17 protein-coding genes are annotated in these 18182 nt (G+C 51.6%); 7 read left to right on the top strand and 10 right to left on the bottom strand.

Going from position 1 to position 18182, the window contains the following annotated elements; genetic code table 11:
• The 4 genes from rpmG to GU926_RS14055 form a co-directional block, all read right to left on the bottom strand.
• Complete coding sequence (rpmG, locus tag GU926_RS14070; RefSeq protein WP_066508181.1) at window positions 1-189, bottom strand: 50S ribosomal protein L33; 189 nt, start codon at window positions 187-189, stop codon at window positions 1-3.
• A 185-nt stretch (window positions 190-374) separates the two neighbouring features.
• Window positions 375-1988: an aminopeptidase P N-terminal domain-containing protein gene (locus GU926_RS14065; protein ID WP_198001421.1), complete on the bottom strand. Its 1614-nt coding sequence runs from the start codon at window positions 1986-1988 to the stop codon at window positions 375-377.
• 16 nt (window positions 1989-2004) lie between these two features.
• Window positions 2005-2244 (bottom strand): 50S ribosomal protein L28, encoded by a 240-nt coding sequence (gene rpmB, locus GU926_RS14060; RefSeq protein WP_160692969.1) that lies wholly within the window; start codon window positions 2242-2244, stop codon window positions 2005-2007.
• 110 nt (window positions 2245-2354) lie between these two features.
• Window positions 2355-2552 (bottom strand): DUF5522 domain-containing protein, encoded by a 198-nt coding sequence (locus GU926_RS14055; protein ID WP_160692967.1) that lies wholly within the window; start codon window positions 2550-2552, stop codon window positions 2355-2357.
• Window positions 2553-3498: 946 nt separating this feature from the next.
• Here GU926_RS14055 and rocD point away from each other — a divergent pair.
• The 3 genes from rocD to hemB all read left to right on the top strand — a co-directional run bounded on the left by rocD (window position 3499) and on the right by hemB (window position 7940).
• A complete protein-coding gene (rocD, locus tag GU926_RS14050; RefSeq protein ID WP_160692965.1) occupies window positions 3499-4740 on the top strand; it encodes an ornithine--oxo-acid transaminase in 1242 nt (413 codons plus the stop codon).
• Window positions 4741-4856: 116 nt separating this feature from the next.
• Window positions 4857-6680, top strand: coding sequence for a rhomboid family intramembrane serine protease (locus tag GU926_RS14045; protein WP_160692963.1), 1824 nt, complete (start codon window positions 4857-4859; stop codon window positions 6678-6680).
• A 279-nt stretch (window positions 6681-6959) separates the two neighbouring features.
• Window positions 6960-7940 (top strand): porphobilinogen synthase, encoded by a 981-nt coding sequence (gene hemB / locus GU926_RS14040; protein WP_160692953.1) that lies wholly within the window; start codon window positions 6960-6962, stop codon window positions 7938-7940.
• 105 nt (window positions 7941-8045) lie between these two features.
• On the opposite strand, the gene GU926_RS14035 is transcribed toward hemB, so the two are convergent.
• Window positions 8046-10916 (bottom strand): T9SS type A sorting domain-containing protein, encoded by a 2871-nt coding sequence (locus GU926_RS14035; protein ID WP_160692951.1) that lies wholly within the window; start codon window positions 10914-10916, stop codon window positions 8046-8048.
• A 65-nt stretch (window positions 10917-10981) separates the two neighbouring features.
• The gene (locus GU926_RS14030; RefSeq protein WP_160692949.1) at window positions 10982-11398 is read right to left on the bottom strand and encodes a hypothetical protein; all 417 of its coding nucleotides are present in this window, start codon (window positions 11396-11398) and stop codon (window positions 10982-10984) included.
• A gap of 259 nt (window positions 11399-11657) precedes the next feature.
• On the opposite strand from GU926_RS14030, the gene GU926_RS14025 reads away from it, so the two are divergent.
• The 3 genes from GU926_RS14025 to GU926_RS14015 all read left to right on the top strand — a co-directional run bounded on the left by GU926_RS14025 (window position 11658) and on the right by GU926_RS14015 (window position 13740).
• Entirely contained in the window at window positions 11658-12458 is an 801-nt protein-coding gene (locus tag GU926_RS14025; RefSeq protein WP_160692947.1) for a metallophosphoesterase family protein, read from the top strand.
• A gap of 3 nt (window positions 12459-12461) precedes the next feature.
• Window positions 12462-13073, top strand: a complete 612-nt coding sequence (locus GU926_RS14020) for a hypothetical protein (protein ID WP_160692945.1) — start codon at window positions 12462-12464, stop codon at window positions 13071-13073.
• A 139-nt stretch (window positions 13074-13212) separates the two neighbouring features.
• Entirely contained in the window at window positions 13213-13740 is a 528-nt protein-coding gene (locus tag GU926_RS14015; RefSeq protein WP_160692943.1) for a CopD family protein, read from the top strand.
• A gap of 768 nt (window positions 13741-14508) precedes the next feature.
• Here the strand turns inward: GU926_RS14015 and hemN are convergent.
• Window positions 14509-15882, bottom strand: coding sequence for an oxygen-independent coproporphyrinogen III oxidase (gene hemN, locus GU926_RS14010; RefSeq protein ID WP_160692941.1), 1374 nt, complete (start codon window positions 15880-15882; stop codon window positions 14509-14511).
• Window positions 15883-16069: 187 nt separating this feature from the next.
• On the bottom strand, window positions 16070-16333 hold the full coding sequence (locus GU926_RS14005; RefSeq protein WP_160692929.1) for a hypothetical protein: 264 nt from the start codon (window positions 16331-16333) through the stop codon (window positions 16070-16072).
• A 350-nt stretch (window positions 16334-16683) separates the two neighbouring features.
• Here GU926_RS14005 and GU926_RS14000 point away from each other — a divergent pair, with 350 nt between their 5' ends.
• Window positions 16684-17010, top strand: coding sequence for a DUF3566 domain-containing protein (locus tag GU926_RS14000; protein ID WP_160692927.1), 327 nt, complete (start codon window positions 16684-16686; stop codon window positions 17008-17010).
• Between the two features lie 78 nt (window positions 17011-17088).
• Here the strand turns inward: GU926_RS14000 and GU926_RS13995 are convergent, their stop codons facing one another.
• Together GU926_RS13995 and GU926_RS13990 are read right to left on the bottom strand one after the other, a co-directional pair.
• Complete coding sequence (locus GU926_RS13995; protein ID WP_160692925.1) at window positions 17089-17469, bottom strand: co-chaperone GroES; 381 nt, start codon at window positions 17467-17469, stop codon at window positions 17089-17091.
• A gap of 404 nt (window positions 17470-17873) precedes the next feature.
• Window positions 17874-18179 (bottom strand): Imm27 family immunity protein, encoded by a 306-nt coding sequence (locus GU926_RS13990; protein WP_160692923.1) that lies wholly within the window; start codon window positions 18177-18179, stop codon window positions 17874-17876.
• Window positions 18180-18182: the final 3 nt, after the last annotated feature.

The raw sequence follows: 18182 nt of genomic DNA, 5'->3' as shown, positions 1-18182 counted from the left end.
TTATTTAATTTCTTTATGTACAGTTACTTTCTTCATGAAAGGATTGAACTTCTTCATCTCCATACGCTCAGGAGTGTTCTTTCTGTTTTTGGTAGTGATATACCGAGACATGCCAGGTACGCCGGAGTTTTTCTGCTCAGTGCACTCCAAAATCACCTGAACTCTATTGCCTTTAGCTTTCTTTGCCATCGCGAAGTTGATTTTTTATTTAGGACTGCAAATATACAGCCTTAGTTACTTAATTACAAATACGATACTACTTTTTTAGTCAAGTATCACCTAATGCCCACGGCCCGGCTCCCTAACCATTTGCAAAGCTACCATTTTTGCGCTATTTCTGCTAAAACAGGCCAAAAACGGTACAATTAATTCTCTTACTTTAATACCGGCAGCTTGAAGTCATCTAGCGCACTTGGCTGGGCCATGGTGGCTTCAATGTCTTTCACACTTCTGGGCGCGCCCTTAGACAGGTTTTCCCAACCAGTGTTGGTAATGAGAACGTCATCTTCAATGCGCACGCCAATGCCCCACCATTTCTTGTCCACGGGGCTTCCCTCCGGAATATAGATGCCAGGCTCTACCGTGATCACCGTATTGTGCTTAAACGGTCCGTAGGTGCCTCTGTCATGCACATCCAAGCCCAAGTAATGCGACACGCCGTGCATGGTGTACTTGCGGGCCTCTTCGGGCGTTTTGATGATGCCGAGTTTAATCAAGCCATCGGCCATTACTTTCTGCGCCGCTTGGTTAGGGGCCTGAAAGTCATTGCCCACTTTGCACTGCGCGAAACCTGCCTCTTGCGCGACGTACACCAGTTCATAAATCTGCTTTTGCTCTGGGGTGAACTTGCCGTTGGCCGGAATGGTACGGGTCACATCAGCGGTGTAGCCGTGGTACTCGGCGCCCAAATCCATCAATACTAAGTCATTGTTTAGCTTTGGACGTTCATTTTCTGTATAGTGCAAAATACACCCGTTGTTGCCGGCGCCTACAATAGACGGGTAGCCTTCATATTCGGCGCCATATTTCTTGTAGACGTATTCATGAATGCCCTGCACTTCCATCTCAGACATGCCCGGTTGCATGGCTTTCATAACCTCCAGTTGGCCAATAGCCGACATCGCCACTGCTTTGCGCAACAGCACCAGTTCCTCAGGAGTCTTGGTTTCACGCATCTGGTTCATGATCTCCTCTAAGGAAGACATGTCCAGTTTCTCTTTTGGGATTCTGGCTACTACCGCAGCTCTGGCCGAAGCGTCTTTAGCCGCTACATAGTCTTTTAAGTTAGCATTGTTCGCAAGAGCCGGATCTGCTTCCATCTGACGCTTCACCTCTTGTTGCACTTGCTGGCCTGCCCGGGCATCATACTGCCTGATGGCGTTGTATAGTTCCTGGTGTGCGAAACTCTTGCCATTGGTGATGCCTACTTTCTGCTTGAACTGCGCCAGCAAGTCATAGAGGTCACTGCGGTCTCTTTCTTCATTGCGCACGTCATGCGGCAACTCAAAGAACAGCACCTGCTGCAGACTGGCAGTATCCAGCTTAAAGGCATTGAAGTCGGTATTAGGGTAAGCGGCAGCCAGCCCCAGTTGGTTTTTCACGCCCTCGGCGCCCAGGCGCTTGCCGGTCCAGGACTCTGCCTGCGGGTTGCGGGGCTGCGCGAAGACTACCTCTGTGGTGGCTTGTCCGTTGATGTTTTGTTTTTCTGAAAACAGGAGCAAAACGGAGTTAGGCTCCTTGTAGCCGGTGAGGTAGTAGAAGTCTGGGTTCTGGTGGTAGTGGAAGTCCACGTCATTGGCGCGGTTTCTTACTGGGGCAGAAAAGAAAACGGCAACGGAGCGAGCCGGCAGCAGTTGCCGCAGTTGCTCTCTCCGTTGCCGGTGAAATTCTTTGGTTAAAAAGTCCGCAGGTTTGTCTGAGGGAGTGGTTGACTGCCCCATCGCTCCAAGCGGAAGCGACACTAGCAGTAAAAACCATAAGTGCCGCATGCTTTTCATATGCTACCTAGTAAACGATGTATCCTTCGTCTTTTGCTTTCTTCAATACCGCAGAGATACCGTTCTTAGAGATGGTACGGATGGCAGAGGTAGAAACTTTCAAAGTCACCCATGCATCTTCTTCTGGGATGTAGAAGCGCTTCTTCTGCAAGTTCGGGTAAAACTTGCGTTTTGTCTTATTGTTGGCGTGCGAAACGCGGTTACCCACCTGCACTCTTTTACCGGTTAAATCACAAACTCGTGCCATTGTATCGTTAGTATCGTTTATTACAAAAGGGACGCAAATATCCGCAAAAAGATAGATAATGTCAAAGCCCCCGCTAAACTTTTTTCTTTAATCCGTTCTAAAAAAGCGTATTACCCGCTTTTACCGCCATCCTTACTTGGGGTATTCTGGTCTTTTTTGGCCTCTTTCTGGTACCCGTACGGGCAGTGCCTGCACCCGCTCTGGCAGCAATAGCCGCGCCGCAGGTGGTACTGCTCCGTGAAAACCATCAAGCCCTGCTCATTGAAATACGTGTCTCCCGGTTGCAACGGAAGCGGCTTTGGTCTCATGCGGCAAAGATACGCAGTGTTGGTGGAAAATTCCGTTTTTGGGTTGTTTTCTGGGAATTAGGCTAAAAACGGCGGTGTTATTATTGATTGTTGATTGCTGTCGCCATGTCTTCTATCCACTTCTTTGCTTGCGTTGCTACCTGTCGTTGTTGGTATTCACCTCCTCCCGATTTAGTCTGATGCCTTCTTTCCTTTTGCGACTATGGCGCGGACGTCACTATCGTGCCATTCTTCTTATATGTAAGCATTCCCGTTGGCCATTCCTGGAGCATTGCCGCTTCCTCCGGTGCCTTTATGCTGTCTTGTTTCATTTCTACTGATAAGCGGCCGCGGGGCCCCGTCTTCCCCCCTCGCGCTGTACCAGCTTGCCTCTTCTGCGTGGATACAGTTTTGGTAGAGGAACTGCTGGTTCTCCGTCATTACCGTTGTTCTAACCGGAGGCGGCAACCTGCTTAGGCGACTCGACGGAAAGACTGGAATCGGTGCGTCTAGTAGAAGCCTCTGTAAGCCGCAATTGGAACAGGTGCCCGTAGCAGAGGCCTTCGCCAATCGCAGATTCCCCCCTTGAGGGGGGCGAAGGGGGGGGTGTTTACTTCAGCAGGTAAATCAATCAACAATTAGCAACCAGCAATGAAAAACCGTTTTTGGCCTAATTTCCACAAAACAGGCTAAAAACGCCGCTTGAACTACAGACCATCAGCAATTAAGAATGTGTCCAATAAGGCGTTTGCACCAATCGCCACGGGCAAGACAAGGAGGAGCGCCACCCAAAGTCTTTTCTTATTCCCTTATTAAATAGACAAAATCTTATATGCTATTTCCTTCTGAGGGGTTGAAGTAAAGACTTTTCTTTACTTTTATCACGAAGAGAGAATCTTCGTACAGAATAGAATTGGGGTTGCCTTGCTTCATTGGCCCTCCTTCCACCCAGTAAACACTTTAGCATATGGATACATTGTCAATTACCTTTAGCCAACAGGCCATTGAACTGGAAGATAAGTACGGTGCGCACAACTACCATCCCCTGCCGGTAGTCTTGAATCGGGGCGAGGGAGTTTTCCTGTGGGATGTGGAAGGCAAGCGCTACTATGATTTTCTGAGCGCCTACAGTGCCATGAACCAGGGCCACTGCCACCCACGCATCATTGGCGCCCTCACCCAGCAGGCCCAGCAACTAACCCTCACCTCCCGCGCCTTTTACAATGACAAGCTGGGCCCTTGTGAGAAATATCTGTCTGAGCTGTTCGGCTATGACAAAGCCCTGCTCATGAACTCGGGTGCCGAGGCCGTAGAAACCGCCTTGAAACTAGCCCGAAAATGGGGCTACACCCAAAAAGGCATTCCGGCGCATGAAGCAGAAATCATTGTGGTGGAACATAACTTCCACGGTCGCACCACGGGCATCATCTCCTTCTCCACAGACCCAAGCAGCACTACCGGCTTCGGGCCGTACATGCCGGGCTATAAAGTAGTGCCGTATGACAATCTAGAGGCCCTGGAACTGGCGCTGCAGGAAAACCTGCACGTGTGCGGTTTCATGGTAGAGCCTATCCAAGGCGAGGCCGGCGTGGTGGTTCCTTCTGAAGGCTACCTGGCCAAGGCCAAAGCGCTGTGCAAGAAATACAACGTGCTCTTTATAGTAGACGAAATCCAGACCGGAATTGGCCGTACCGGCAAAATGCTGGCCTCTGACTATGAAGACGCCAAACCAGACATCTTGATCCTGGGCAAGGCCCTTTCTGGCGGGGTGCTGCCAATCTCGGTGGCTTTGGCCAATGACGAGGTGATGCTGAGCATTCAGCCAGGCGAACACGGCTCTACCTTTGGCGGAAATCCGTTGGCCTGCGCCGTGGCCATGGCCGCCCTGGACGTAATCAAAGACGAGAACCTGGTAGAAAACGCCCGCAAGCTGGGAGACATCTTCCGGAAGCGCATGAATGAATTGAAAGACCGCCACCCAGAACTGGTAACCCTGGTGCGCGGACGCGGGTTGTTGAATGCCGTAGTGATTAAACCCACCGCAGACGGCCGTACGGCCTGGGACGTGTGCGTGAAACTGATGGAGAACGGCCTGCTGGCCAAGCCTACCCACGGCGACATCATCCGGTTTGCGCCTCCGCTGGTCATCACAGAGGAACAGCTGCACGAGTGCTGTGACATCATTGAACAGACGCTGGCAGCGTTTTAAGCTTCAAGCATTTACCTACAAAAAGAAAAGCCGATCCTGCCCAGGGTCGGCTTTTCTTTTTATTCAGGAAATTCTATCTTTAGAGAAGACTAACCCCTACCACCTTGGCTTTCTCAATGTCCGCTTTCCGTGTTAAGGGAACGAAGATCTTCCTGCCGTTCCTGCTGCTGTCTATTGGCCTATTGATGTTCTACACCGCCTTCAACTGGCTGGTCTTCATCAAACTGGAGCTATTTCAGGTGCAGAGCATCATCCCAGAGTTTGTACTGCCTTTTGGCTTGGCGGCCCTGCTGGTGCTCTTTTGGTTTAGGAAGCGCATCCAACTCCTGCACCTGAAGAGAAAATCAGGTGATCTGCCCACGCTGTACACCCTATTAGCCATCATTGGCATGGCCGTGCCTACGCTGGTGGCCCAAAACTATCTGGAGACCGCCACGGGCAAACTCACGCAGCTAGATTCTATTACGCAAATCGGGAAGCTGCCTCCAACCAAATATTACGCACTCAAAAACTACTACATAGACAAGAAGAACATCGGGATTTTCCAGGAAACCACCACGGCTGGCAAACGCAACCGCGACCTGGTTTTTACTTATTACATCACCTGCCCTATTCGGGTAAGCTTGAAAAGTAACGAGGACAGTACTTCCACATCAGGCAATCTTACTGGCCCGTTATATGTGTTGGACGGCGAGATTATTGCATCCCCTACACCATCAGACGGTCCAGAAAAGCTTCTTGCCGGCAAACTTGATCCGGAGGAGATTGCCTCTGTCACTGTTTTAAAAGACACGGCCGCCGAACGACTCTATGGTGACCGCGGGCGGAAGGGCGTAGTCTTGATAGCCTCCACCCCACGAGGGTATCTGGCGTTGGAATATTCAAAAACCATCAGCAACAACTTATCCCGCGAAGAAAAGGAACGGGAATTTGAAGCCTTCACGCAAGAGACGAAAGCTGATTTAGAGCAAAAGAACCTGGACCAATTTGCTTTTTTGGAGCGCCTAACGCCCACTCACCGCGATTTAGAAGCGTTTCAAATCAGCATTCAAAAGAACCCGCAATACCAACACACCGGGCTAGGCCCACTGCTAATTGCCCACCAAGAACCGTTTGCCGCGCGCAACGGCCAGACGCTGCCTTGGGTGTTTTATTCCCTGGGCATCAGCAGCCTTGTTTGGCTATTATTATTGGCAGCAGTGCCATTGTCTACGGCCAAAAAACGCAAGCCCCGCAGAAAAAAACGCTGGTCTGCCCGGTATTTACGCAAGCAGTTGACTGGTTTCCTGCCGTTTGAAGGATTTCAGGTGACGCCTATTCTCATGTACCTTAATGTACTGGTATTTGTGGCCATGGTAGCGGCGGGCCTGGGCTTTATCAGTTTTGAGGCCCTGGATTTACTTTCATGGGGTGCCAACTACCGGCCGGCCGTGCAGGAAGGAGACTACTGGCGCCTGCTGACCAGCGTCTTTTTACACGGCGGCATCATGCACCTGTTCATGAACATGTATGCGCTGCTGTTTATTGGGCTGTTTCTGGAACCGTTGCTGGGGAGAAACAGATACGTACTTCTCTACCTCATCTGCGGGGTGGCGGCTAGTCTGGCCAGCATGTGGTGGTATGAGGCGCAGGTGAGCGTGGGGGCCTCTGGCGCCATCTTCGGGCTGTACGGTTTCTATCTGGCGCTGCTCACCACCAAAGTCTTCCCTAAGGATTTCAAAACATCTTTTCTTACCTCCATTGGCCTGTTCATTGGGTTCAACTTGCTGTATGGCCTTACGGGCGGCATTGACAATGCGGCGCATATAGGCGGCTTGGTCACTGGCTTCGTGTTAGGCTATGGTTACTATTTCCTTTACAAAGACTCGCTACTGCCAGCGGAAGGAGAGGAACTGATGGAAGAGGATCTGGTGGAAGAACAGGAACAAGTGTCTGCGTAATCTTTCCGTTTTGTGACTTCGCGGTCGTTTTTGGGCTGTTCCGAGAAAACAGCCCAAAAACGACCGCATAACTTTTTAATGAACCGGGCTTGTTGCCCAGTGCAATAACCAAAAGAATAGTGGCATGCCAGATGGCAGGGCCGTACCTTTGCGGCGTAGAGCCCTTTTGGCGTGCAGATTTTAATGCGTCTTGCACACTAATTTGCCTGCTCTTTTGTTAAATCAGCAGCGAGTCCGCCTCTTGTATAGGCCCACTTGCCCAAAACCGTATAAGCTGCTATGAACCATTTAACCCGCCGGCCCCGCCGGAACCGCAAGTCAGACGTGATCCGTGACCTGGTGCAGGAAAACCACGTGAGCGTGCATGATTTAATCTATCCCCTTTTCATCACCGAGGGCCAGAACCAGACCGTGGCCATTCCGTCCATGCCGGGCATTTCCAGGTTTACGCTAGACAGAACTTTGGATGAAATTGGCCAGTGCATGGAGCTCGGCATAAAAACCTTCGCGCCGTTTCCCAATATTCCTGAGGCCAAGAAAGACCGCTTCGCATTGGAAAGTAAAAACCCTGAAGGCCTGTACCTGAAGGCCGTTTCTGAGATCAAGCGCCAGTTCCCGGGCGTGATCCTGGCCACCGACGTAGCCATGGACCCCTACAGTTCAGATGGCCATGACGGCGTGGTTGACAACGGCGAGATCATCAATGACGCTTCTCTGGAAGTGCTGGGTCAGATGGCCTTAGCGCAGGCCCAGGCCGGTGCCGACATCATTGCCCCCTCAGATATGATGGATGGCCGCGTGGCACACATCAGAAACATCCTGGACAAGCACGCCTTCTACAACGTCTCTATCATGAGCTACACCGCCAAGTACGCCAGCGCCTACTACGGTCCGTTCAGAGATGCCTTGGAGTCAGCCCCTAAACACGGCGACAAGAAAACCTACCAGATGAACCCGGCCAACAGCCGCGAGGCCCTGATTGAGGCAGAACTGGACACCGCCGAGGGCGCCGATTACCTGATGGTAAAGCCGGCTTTGTCTTACCTGGACGTCATCAAACTTCTGCGTGACAACTCCAACCTGCCTATTGTGGCCTACAACGTGAGCGGCGAGTACGCCATGGTGAAAGCCGCCGCCCAAAACGGCTGGATTGACGGTGAGAAGATTATGCTAGAGACGTTGCTGAGCATGAAACGCGCCGGCGCAGACATCATCCTTACCTACTTCGCAAAAGAGTTTGCCCAGTACCTGAAGAAATAAAACTCCGTTTTTAGCCTGTTTTCACTAAAACAAGCCAAAAACGAAGCCATAAAAAAAGCGACCCTTCTGCAAGGGCCGCTTTTTTTATGCGCATCATGTTATCTCTTATTTAACAAAGACCACGCGCTTGGTTTCCCGCTTGCCATCAACGGTGAGTTGATACAAGTACGTACCCGTAGGCAGGCTCTGCTTACCGGTGCCGGCACCGTTCCAGGTGGCAACATGTCTACCCGAGGTCAGCTTGCCATTCACCAGAGTAGCCACGGCTCTTCCGGTTAAGTCAAAGACGGTCAGATTCACCTGGGCGGCTTTCTCCAGGGTAAACGGAATGGTAGTCAAAGACCCCTTCCGGAATGGGTTTGGATAGCTATTGCCCAAGCCTACTTGCGTAGCCAGTTCCACTTCATCTGCAGAGGCCAGAGGACCGTCATAGCGAGCGCTGTACACACCGTTTCCGTGGGTCCCTACTACCACCAGGTCATCTGTGGTTCTGCTGATCACCATGTCTACCGGCACCTGTCCAATAGAGTTGGCGCCCTCCTGCACCCAGGTGGTGTTGTCTCCATTCAGCTGCGAGGTGGCGTACAATCCGGTGCTGGTGCCCACAAAATACTTCAGGTTACCGTTTCTGCTTGGCAAGATGCTTACCCAGCGGGTAGAAGGACCGTTGCCCGAGCCGTTAGGGTTCTGCTCCAGGTTACCCGCCACCGGGGTCCAGGAAGCTCCGCCGTTTTCTGTGGCGTACAAACTAATAATGCCGTAGTTGGTAAAGGCTACCACTACTTTGTTGGCGTCACGGGGATCTACGGCAATACAACCAATGTTCCCAGATGGGAAGTTGATGCCGGTCACGTCAATTTTAGAAGGCGTTGTTGCCAAGCCATCTTGTATTCTATACAGCTTGCCGCCTCTGGTGCCAAAGTACACCATGTTGGCAGGCACTTTGCTCACGCCCACGGCAGAAATCACCTCATTGGTATTGAGAGCCGCAATCACCTCCCAGCCCGTGGCCGACTGGCTGCCGCCTCTTGGCAGGGCATCAATGTTCTTGTTGCGCCATAGGGTGTCACCGGCCGGTAGGTACATGGTCTGCTCGTTGTTCGGATCAATGTTGTACGGGTTGATGAACAAGTAACCGGTGGCCTTAGGCGGATCTACACGGCTGTACTGGCCGGTGTATAAACCATCCTCGCCGAAAATGAAGCGGTAGATGGTACCGTTCTGCACAGAGACCAGCAAGGAGTGCGCCGTCACAGCGGTGAAAGCACCGTCGCCGCCCAGTACTTCTTCCCAGATACTGGTCTCTGCCGTGGTTTCTGTTGACCAGCTTCCGTTGTCCTGCAGGCCTCCCACAATAAAGTTGTCGGTGGTGTTCAGGTCCATGGCTACGGTATAAAACTGAGTGGTGAGGTAACCGCGGTTCAAAGAAGCCCACTCCACTTCAGAAGCCAGCACATTGGTTGTCTTGCTAATGCCACCGTCATGCGCAGAGTACACGCGCGAAGGAGAAGTAAGTGAAAAAGCTACCTCGTGCTGATCTGGATGGTGAGATGGGTATAGAGAGTAGTTGGCGTTGGTAACAGTATAGCCGCCAATTTTCTTGGTGGCCGAGGTAGAAGTATAGCCGTTGGTAGAAATGTAAAGGTTGGTTCCTCCCAGAATCACTACGTTGGGGTTGTCTGGCTTCACCTTCACCACCATGTTGTAGCCGCCCTGCAGACTCAAGTCACCAGACTTGCCGCCCAGCATGGGAATGTTGGCGCTCAGGTTGGTCCAGGTTCCGCCCGCACCGGCGCCGGTGCCAGACAGGTACTCATATTTCCAAAGGTTAGGAGTCTCAGCGCCAGAGGCATTTTCTACATATACAAAGAAGTAGACAATGTTCTCATTGGACTTAGACACATCCATGACCATACGCTCATAGGTGGCAGGCCAAGTGGTTGGGGTAATGTCTGTCCAGGTAACGCCGTCCGTAGACCGGAAGGCGCCTTTGGTGAGAGAACTACCGTTGCCAGATGCATACTGGCTCATGCCGGCGTACTTCACCCCAGAAGGAGACACTGTAATGTCTGTAAAGTAAGAGCTTTTGGCAAAATCCTGGGTCTCTTTTCCGAAACCAAGGACCGGGTTCCAGGTGCTACCTCCGTTGGTGGAGCGCATGATTACGCCCGGAAGGGCCGCATACACTTCATCCATGGTGGTGGAGACACCCGTTGCCACGCGGTACACAAACTCAAACACGTTGTAAAAAGCTGTGTTGTTGGGCACTTGGGTGGTGGTTAAGGGATTCCAGGTCACGCCGTTGTCCACAGACTTGAACATGCCGTTGCCGTAATAGCTGGCTCCCACCTTGCTGGCGGAGTTGCCCAAGAGTTCACCGGTTCCATAGTACCAGATGTTGGTTTTGCCGGGTCTTTTGTCCTGCGCCACGGTGGTCACGCTTTGCAGTTCATTAGCCTCGGTCACTTTTGCCCAGGAGTTACCGCCGTTGGTGCTTCGCCACATACCGCCAGACACGCCGCCTGCCAAGAGAACGTTCTCATTGGTCACGTCAAAGGCAAAGGCTCTCGTGCGGCCGCCCACGTTGTAAGGTCCGCGGCGGCTCCAGTTAGCCGATGCCATGCGGGAATAAGGGTTTTTCTGCCGAAGAACCTGCTCTGCCGTAGGAATATGGGACGCAAAATCCAGCTCCCGCTCTCTTATGTTCTCAGGTATTCTGCCAGTTTTTGGGTCTTTGAGGCGCTCAAACTCATATTCTGAACGGGCATTGGGGTTTTCTGGGGTGCCAATGGAGCCCTGTTTGTGAAGTCTTGCGGCCCTGGCGTCAACGCCAATCTTGCCGGTTCCTTTTTTTGAAGAGTAAGCGCTCGGGTGTAGCGGCCCTGGCAAGAAGGAGGCCATGTACAGAAGGGCTCCAAAGAAGAATAGCAAGGCGCTGGATAGGCCAACCTGCCGTTGCTGCTGCGTAATTTTCATGCAATAAGTATAGATAGAGTAATTGTTTGTTTAAGCTTGGTTGTAAAATGCCGGGCAACTACTTCTCATGGCAGAAGGGCAAACCCATGCATGCGGTAGTTTGTTCCTTCAGGTGCAGCCGTCTGTGACAACAGGGCGTCTAACCTGTCACCCACCTTTATGGCCGGACGACCTGCAACTGCCTCTAGCGTCATGGGAAAATGCACCCGCACCTGCTGCCCTTGCGCCAGGTTGGCCGTAAAGGCAGCCCCGTACGCCAGCACTTTCTCTACCAACACCTCTGCTGAACAGGGGGATTGTCCACAGGGGCCGGTATCGGTTTTATCCAAAACGGGCAACACGTCCACCACCCGCACCCATACGTGTACCTGATCAGGTGCCAGGGCGTCCTGCTCAGGCAGTTGGGGCCTGGCCGCCGAGGCCCTCAGACGCTTACCAGGGGAAGTAGAGGACGTGTTGTTGGTTTCTGGGGTGTTTTCCATTCGCTGGCAGGCGCTCGCTCCTGTTAAGAGTATCGAAAAAGAGGAAAATAAAACTCTCTGCAGCAAAGACATAGAAAGCACCTGAAAACAAATATAATGATAATGAACAGGTTTTAAGCATTTTACCACATCCTTTTTTTGGACTTCTACGTAGGTTCCCACAGTCTTTACGTAGTAGAAACACCCACCTCTGGGGCCGTCTCTACTGCCAGGCCTCATCCAAAACTGCTTATACACTTTTCCGCTTCATCTTATGCGTATGCCACACCTTTACCGGTTATGCGGCTGGCTGCTTCTCTTAGCGCTTCTCCCCTCTTGTGACCTCATAGACTACCACCCATATGCGGGCAACATAGACTACCAGGGCCTCACCCAGAAGAATCTTCAAAGAATCAAAGAAATTGAGGCGACGTATGACCCTGCCACTCCCCTGCGCTTCGCGTTTACGGGAGATACCCAGGGCTATTATGAGGAGACCGAGGACATGATCGCTGACATGAATCGCCGCAACCTTGCCTTTGTGCTGCACGCCGGCGACCTGACCAACTATGCTTTCACAGACGAGTTTGAGCGCATGCACATGGCCTTGTCTAAGCTCAACGTGCCGTATATGACCGTAGTGGGCAACCATGACTGCCTGGGCGAAGGCAAAAAACTCTACCAGCGCATGTACGGCCCCTTTGACTACTCCTTCACGTTTGGCCCCAACAAATTCATCTTCCTGAACACCAACTTCCTGGAGTTTGACGACAAGGTGCCCGATGTGACCTGGCTGGAGCAAGAACTGAAGAACGCCGAAGGCACGCCCAACAAATTCGTCATCTCGCACATGGCGCCCAACAACTCAGAGGCCAACCCCAACAAAGAACAGAAATACGCCAGCCTTATGCGCCAGTACAACGTGAAGATGTCCATGCACGGCCACACGCACAACTACCGCTATGAGCAGCTCTACAATGACGGCATTCCCTACCTGACCGTAGACGCCGCCATCAAGCGCAGCTACATGCTGGTCACCGTGGTGGGTGACATTGTCACCTTAGAGCGAATTCACTTCTAGCCCATGAAACCATCCTTTTTCCATAAGCAGCTGCTGGTCCTTCTCTTCACGGCCTTGTCTTTCCTGGCCCAGGCCCAGGAAAAAGCAGACCGACCCAAAAACAAATGGTATGCGCCAGACTATCTGGTGCTGCAGCACGCGGGCCTCATCGGGTTTCTGTCAGCGGGCGTAGGCTATGATTTCGGCAAGCATGACCGAACCAACATGGAGGCCATGTACGGATTCACGCCGGGTTATGACATCAAGCACACCAACCATACGTTCACGCTGCGCACCTATTACCAGTCCAACCCCAAGCCGCTGTTCAAAGACGTGAAAATAAGCTTTATAAGAGCCGGCGCGGGCCTCAGCCTCACGGTGGGTCAGCAGTTTGAGAGCTTCTTCCCAGAGCGTTACCCCGAAGGCTACTACATCTGGCCCACCGCCGCCCGCATCCTTCCCTTTGTGGGCACGGCCCTCAGCAAAGAGTTTACTAGCAAGAACCGCATTCATTACACAGAATTCTACACCGAACTGGGTACCAGCGACGTGATGTTGGTAGACAAATACCGTAACTCAGGCATTTCCATGGGAGACATTGTCAACCTTTCTTTCGGACTGCGGTACATGCTGTAGCGTTTTTAGGCTGTTTCCTGGAAAAAAGCCCAAAAACGGACGGGGTTCTGCCAAATGAAAAAGGGGTGGTAGGTTTCTTGGCGGCAAACCGCCATTTTTGCCTAACGTTTCTTGCTTATCTTTTTAGCGCTGCGTCTCTATGAGCTTTCTGTACCTCAAATCCCTTCATATCATTTTTGTGGTGACCTGGTTTGCCGGCCTCTTCTACATTGTGCGCCTGTTTGTGTACTACGCAGAGACGGCCCAGAAACCAGAACCCGAAAAATCCATTCTACAAACCCAGTTTGCCTTGATGCAGAAGCGCCTGTGGTACGGCATCACCTGGCCGTCTGCCGTGTTAACCGTCATCATGGGCCTGAGCCTGCTGCATTACTACCCCGAGATCCCCGGCTGGCTCTGGGCTAAGCTGGGCTTTGTGGCCGGGCTGTTGGCCTATCACCTCTACTGCCATCGCATCTTCCAACAACACCAGCGCGGTGAAATCCAACAATCCTCCACCCAACTCAGAATCTGGAACGAAGTAGCCACCCTCTTCCTGGTAGCCATCGTCTTCTTGGTGGTCATGAAAAGCGGCCTGAACGCCACTTGGGGCGTAGTAGGGTTCATTGGCCTCTCAGTGGTCTTAATGCTAGCCATCCTGGCCTACAAGAAGCTGAGAAAAGCGTAAGCCCACAGGTCTATCAGTTGCATTCGGGTAGGCCTATGGGAGTCCTGAACGCGGCAATACCACTATCCGTTTTTGGCTTGTTTTCTGGGAAATAGGCCAAAAAAGGCATTTGGCGCAGACGTCCGGAAAGGATAACCACCCTCAACCCCTCCTAAATCAGAAGGGGAGCTTTTCAGCCATGCGTATGAGACAAGGCGGTGCCTTTGTCTCTACATTAAACAATGTTCACGTCCCTCATTCATCCGCGCACGCGAGATAAGGCTTTGCAACTCCTCCACCACCTTCCCGCTCACCGAGCGACCTTGCGCAGGGCAGCCTTGGCTGTGCGCCCGGAGCATGGGAGCGAGCTAGTAGCAGCCGGTGAAGTGGCAGCGGCGTAAGCTGACCATGAAACGAATCTCGCCAGCCAGGTGCAAAGAAATGAAGCATCACTGTCTGAGCGGCAGCGAGTTTGAGGCTTCTTGATTCTTTTGGTTACTTTTCTCATCAAGGAGAAAAGTGACAATCCCAGGCAGAAAGTAAGAAAAGACAAGTTAGTAAGGAGGAGTTGGGAGGCAGACACCTCTTGAATATCATCAAGTGTAAACACCCCTCTATGCTCCCCTCAAGGGGAGAATCCGCGTTAGCAATTGTAATTGCAGTGTTGGTAATCTTCAAGGGGGGAGACTGCGGTAATTATCAATTTAATCCATTATAAACAAAAAAGCGTTTTTGGTCTGTTTTCTAGGAAACAGACCAAAAACGCTTTCATCTTCATTCATTCACTACTTACACTGCCTGACTAAACATAGGTTTCTGCTCTACACCGGCAACAGGCGCCTGCAAATACATATCAAACGCGGCACACACAGATCTCAGGAAATTCCGTCCTAAGGCAGTCAGTTTCAAATCAGAAGAGGTGAGGTTTATGAGACCATCCTGCGCCAGGTCTTGCAACGCCGGGAAAATGGTCTGTTCCACCAGCGCCTGCGAGGCCGTACCAGACCACGAGGTCTTGCCGTGGCAGGCAATGTTCAGGATATGACGGCGTAGTTGAACGTCTTGCTCCGTAAGAAGATAGCCCTTGAACTGGGGCCACTCGCCCATGGCCAACAGGGCGTAATACTCTTCCACGGTCTTCACGTTCTGCATGTAGCCTTTGCCCAGGTCACTGATGGAAGACACGCCCAAGCCAATCATGAGCTGAGTCTGGTTGGTAGTGTAGCCCATGAAATTACGATGCAGACGTTCTTCCTGCTGAGCCACGCACAGGGCCTCCTCTGGGAACGCGAAATGGTCCATCCCCACATCCTGGTAACCGGCTTCTAACAATAACCGCGTGCCCAGTTGGTACAAAGCCAGTTTCTCAGCGTCTTTGGGCAGGTCCTCTTCAGAATAAGCGCGCTGCGATTTTTCTTTCCAGGGAACGTGGGCGTAACTGTAGTAGGCAATGCGGTCAGGTTGGAGGGCTATCACTTCCTGGAAGGTGTTCTCAATGCTCTCCAGGGTCTGGAACGGCAGCCCGTAAATCAAATCATAGTTGATGGAGGTGTACCCCACGGCCCGGGCCTGCTCAGTGGCCCGCACCAGGTTCTCCAGCGGCTGAATCCGGTGAATGGCTATCTGCACTTTTTCAGAGAGGTCCTGCACGCCGTAGCTCACGCGCCGGAAGCCTACTTTGTACAAAGCCTCTAAATGTTCTAGCGTGGTGTTATTGGGGTGGCCCTCAAAACTGAACTCGTGGTCTGGGTGCACCTCGCAATCCATCAGCAGGCTTTCAATTAAATGAGTTAAATGCTCTGGGCTGAAGAACGTAGGCGTGCCACCGCCCAGGTGAATCTCTCTGATGACGGGCTTCTGAGGAAGCAACGCTTTGTAACGGTCCCATTCCTGCAAAATGGCCTTCAGGTAGATGGGCTCCACGCCGTGGTTCTTGGTGATGCGCTTGTTGCATCCGCAGTACGTGCACAGGCTCTCGCAGAAAGGCAGATGCAGGTACAGGCTAATGCCTTCTTGTTGGTTAGTGGCGGCAAAGGTCTGCAGCAGCACCTTCTGCCAGTCTTCATTGGCCGGCAGTTGGTTTCCCCAGAAGGGCACGGTAGGATAGCTGGTGTACCGCGGCACGGGCACGTTGTATTTTTGAAGCAAAGCAGCAGAAGCCATAAGCCAAGAGAATCAGGTGGAATGTTACAAAAGTCGGGTTTCTGACGGACCGGTGCAGACTACGCTGGTCATGCCCGGTCATGATTCTTGTCAGCTTTTGGGAAGCCCCTACATAAGAAACGGCCCCATTAGGGGCCGACTCTACACAAACAACCAAATATCTTGAAAGCCTACGCAAGGGCGGCTTCTATCGTATCATTTTCAATTTCTGAATCATGGTCTGGGTCAGCGCCTCTAGTCCTTCCAGGGCTACCTGCTGCCCGTCCAGGTCATCAGGGTAAGCCTCTTCAGCATCTGCCTCCGGCAAGGAGGCCGGTTTCATGGCCAGCGCCCGGGCCTGCAGTGCATGACGGTCTTGTGCACAATGGCTCAGGTACACGGCAGGCTGTACCGGAAACCAGAGATTCAGGAGCACCAAGGCTACCAGCGAAGGGAGGAAAAAGAACCGCATACGCTACATTCGTTTACATGAGAATTTAACCAAGGCGCCCACGCTGCTACCACAAGTTCACTGCAAAGACAACTGTTTCCTTTAACCGTTGCACGTGATCCACTTTTAACGCTACTGTTCAGAAGACAATCGCTGTGCCAATTATAAAAATTATTGATTATCAATTACTTACATTAATTTATTATTATAAACACTGTTCGAAACTGAACAAAGGTGACCTGAAACCGAACACTGGCGCGTCCGTTTTTAAGCTATTTTCTGGAAAACAGGGCAAAAACGACAAGGAGGAAGCAGGATAGAAAAAACCGGGCGGCATTTCTGAAAAGGTGGTATCTTACTCAAAAAAACGAATGCTGAAAACGGTACGCCTCCGCAGAATCAACGTCTGGCAAGCAGCTAAAATAGCAGCCATCATCTATTTGCTCCTTTTCGCTGTAATTTTCATTCCCCTAGGTTTGTTCATGACCGCCCTGCCCACCCCAGACACGGGAGTAGACTCAGGAGTTTGGCAAGCCTTCGGGACGGCCTTCTTCTTTGTGGCGCCTCTCTTGTATGCGTTCTTCGGGTTTATCTTCACGGCCATTGCGTGCGCGGTCTACAACCTGGTGGCCGGCTGGACGGGCGGCATAGAAATCCAAACCGAGTCTGTCGCCACAGACCCAGACCTTTACCAATAAACGTATTTACAACGCACAAAGCCTGTCCTGCCGAACAATCGCTTCGGCAGGACAGGCTTTCTTTTGCGGGTAAGGGATTTAGTCTTCTTCGCGCTCTAGTAAAAGCACCGCGCTCTGGGGCACAATGAAATATTTATCGCCGTGGTAGTTGATTTCAACGGCATCGCGCTGCAGGTAAATGGCCAGGTCTCCCTCATGGGCCTGCAAGGGAATGTAGCGCACGGCCTCCTTCTCCGCTGCGCTCCACATCTCATCCTCCAGCCCGTAGTCTGCCGGAATGGGATAGCCGGGCCCCACCTTCATCACGTAGCCTTCCTGCACTTTCTCTTTCTCCTGAACGCCGGGCGGCAGAAACAACCCGCTCTTGGTTTGTTCTCTGGTAGACTTGGGTTGAATGAGCAACCGGTCTCCCACCACTATCAACTTCCGCAGCTTGCTTTGAGGCGTGTTCTTGGGCATGATACTTTAAGCGTTGGTACTTTTGCCGCAAAGATAAAACACAGTGAAGAATAGAGGAAGCGTGTCGTTTTTGGCTTGTTTTGGGAAAAAGAGGCTAAAAACGAAGAGGAAAGCGTAACTGGATTAGACCGAAAACGGATAGATTCTCAAGTAAAATGCATGCTTAATAACTGTAGAAGCACTAAAAAAGTAGGCCGTGCTGGTAATGAATATTTTCTTCCTAAACAGGAAAATCATCAAACCTACCTGCACAATATGGAAAGCAGCGACTAGCCAACATTCCTTTTTAGGAAGGGCTTCACCGCTCCCAAACAGCCAAAAGGCCGCTAAGGCTATTGCAAATTAGAACCCTAATTACATAAGCAAACTGGTTCCTAAAACTAAAACGTTGTTGAAAGTTTTGCTCATTTTCCAATAACGGTCTTATAGTTTGCTTTAACATCTGCCTCAGGAAGATGCCGTAAGGCCGGCGGACCTCCACCTTGCAAATGACTTTCTGGATAACTCAATTCCCAAAACCTGCCATCCTTTGGATCTTTGAAAAGCACATTCCAACCGCTAGGGTCAGTTCCTAGCTTTACCAGATGCTTTTCTATGAGTTGGCTAATTCTGAGCGAAACCTCGTCTAAAGAAACTTGTGTGCCATGCATTGTCCATTTGCCAATTAAAGCATTCTCATCACTTCTTATTTCCATCTCTACAGAGGCCATTTA

It is taken from the genome of Nibribacter ruber (assembly GCF_009913235.1).
GTDB lineage: Bacteria > Bacteroidota > Bacteroidia > Cytophagales > Hymenobacteraceae > Nibribacter > Nibribacter ruber.
This window is presented reverse-complemented; position numbering and strand designations above follow the sequence as displayed.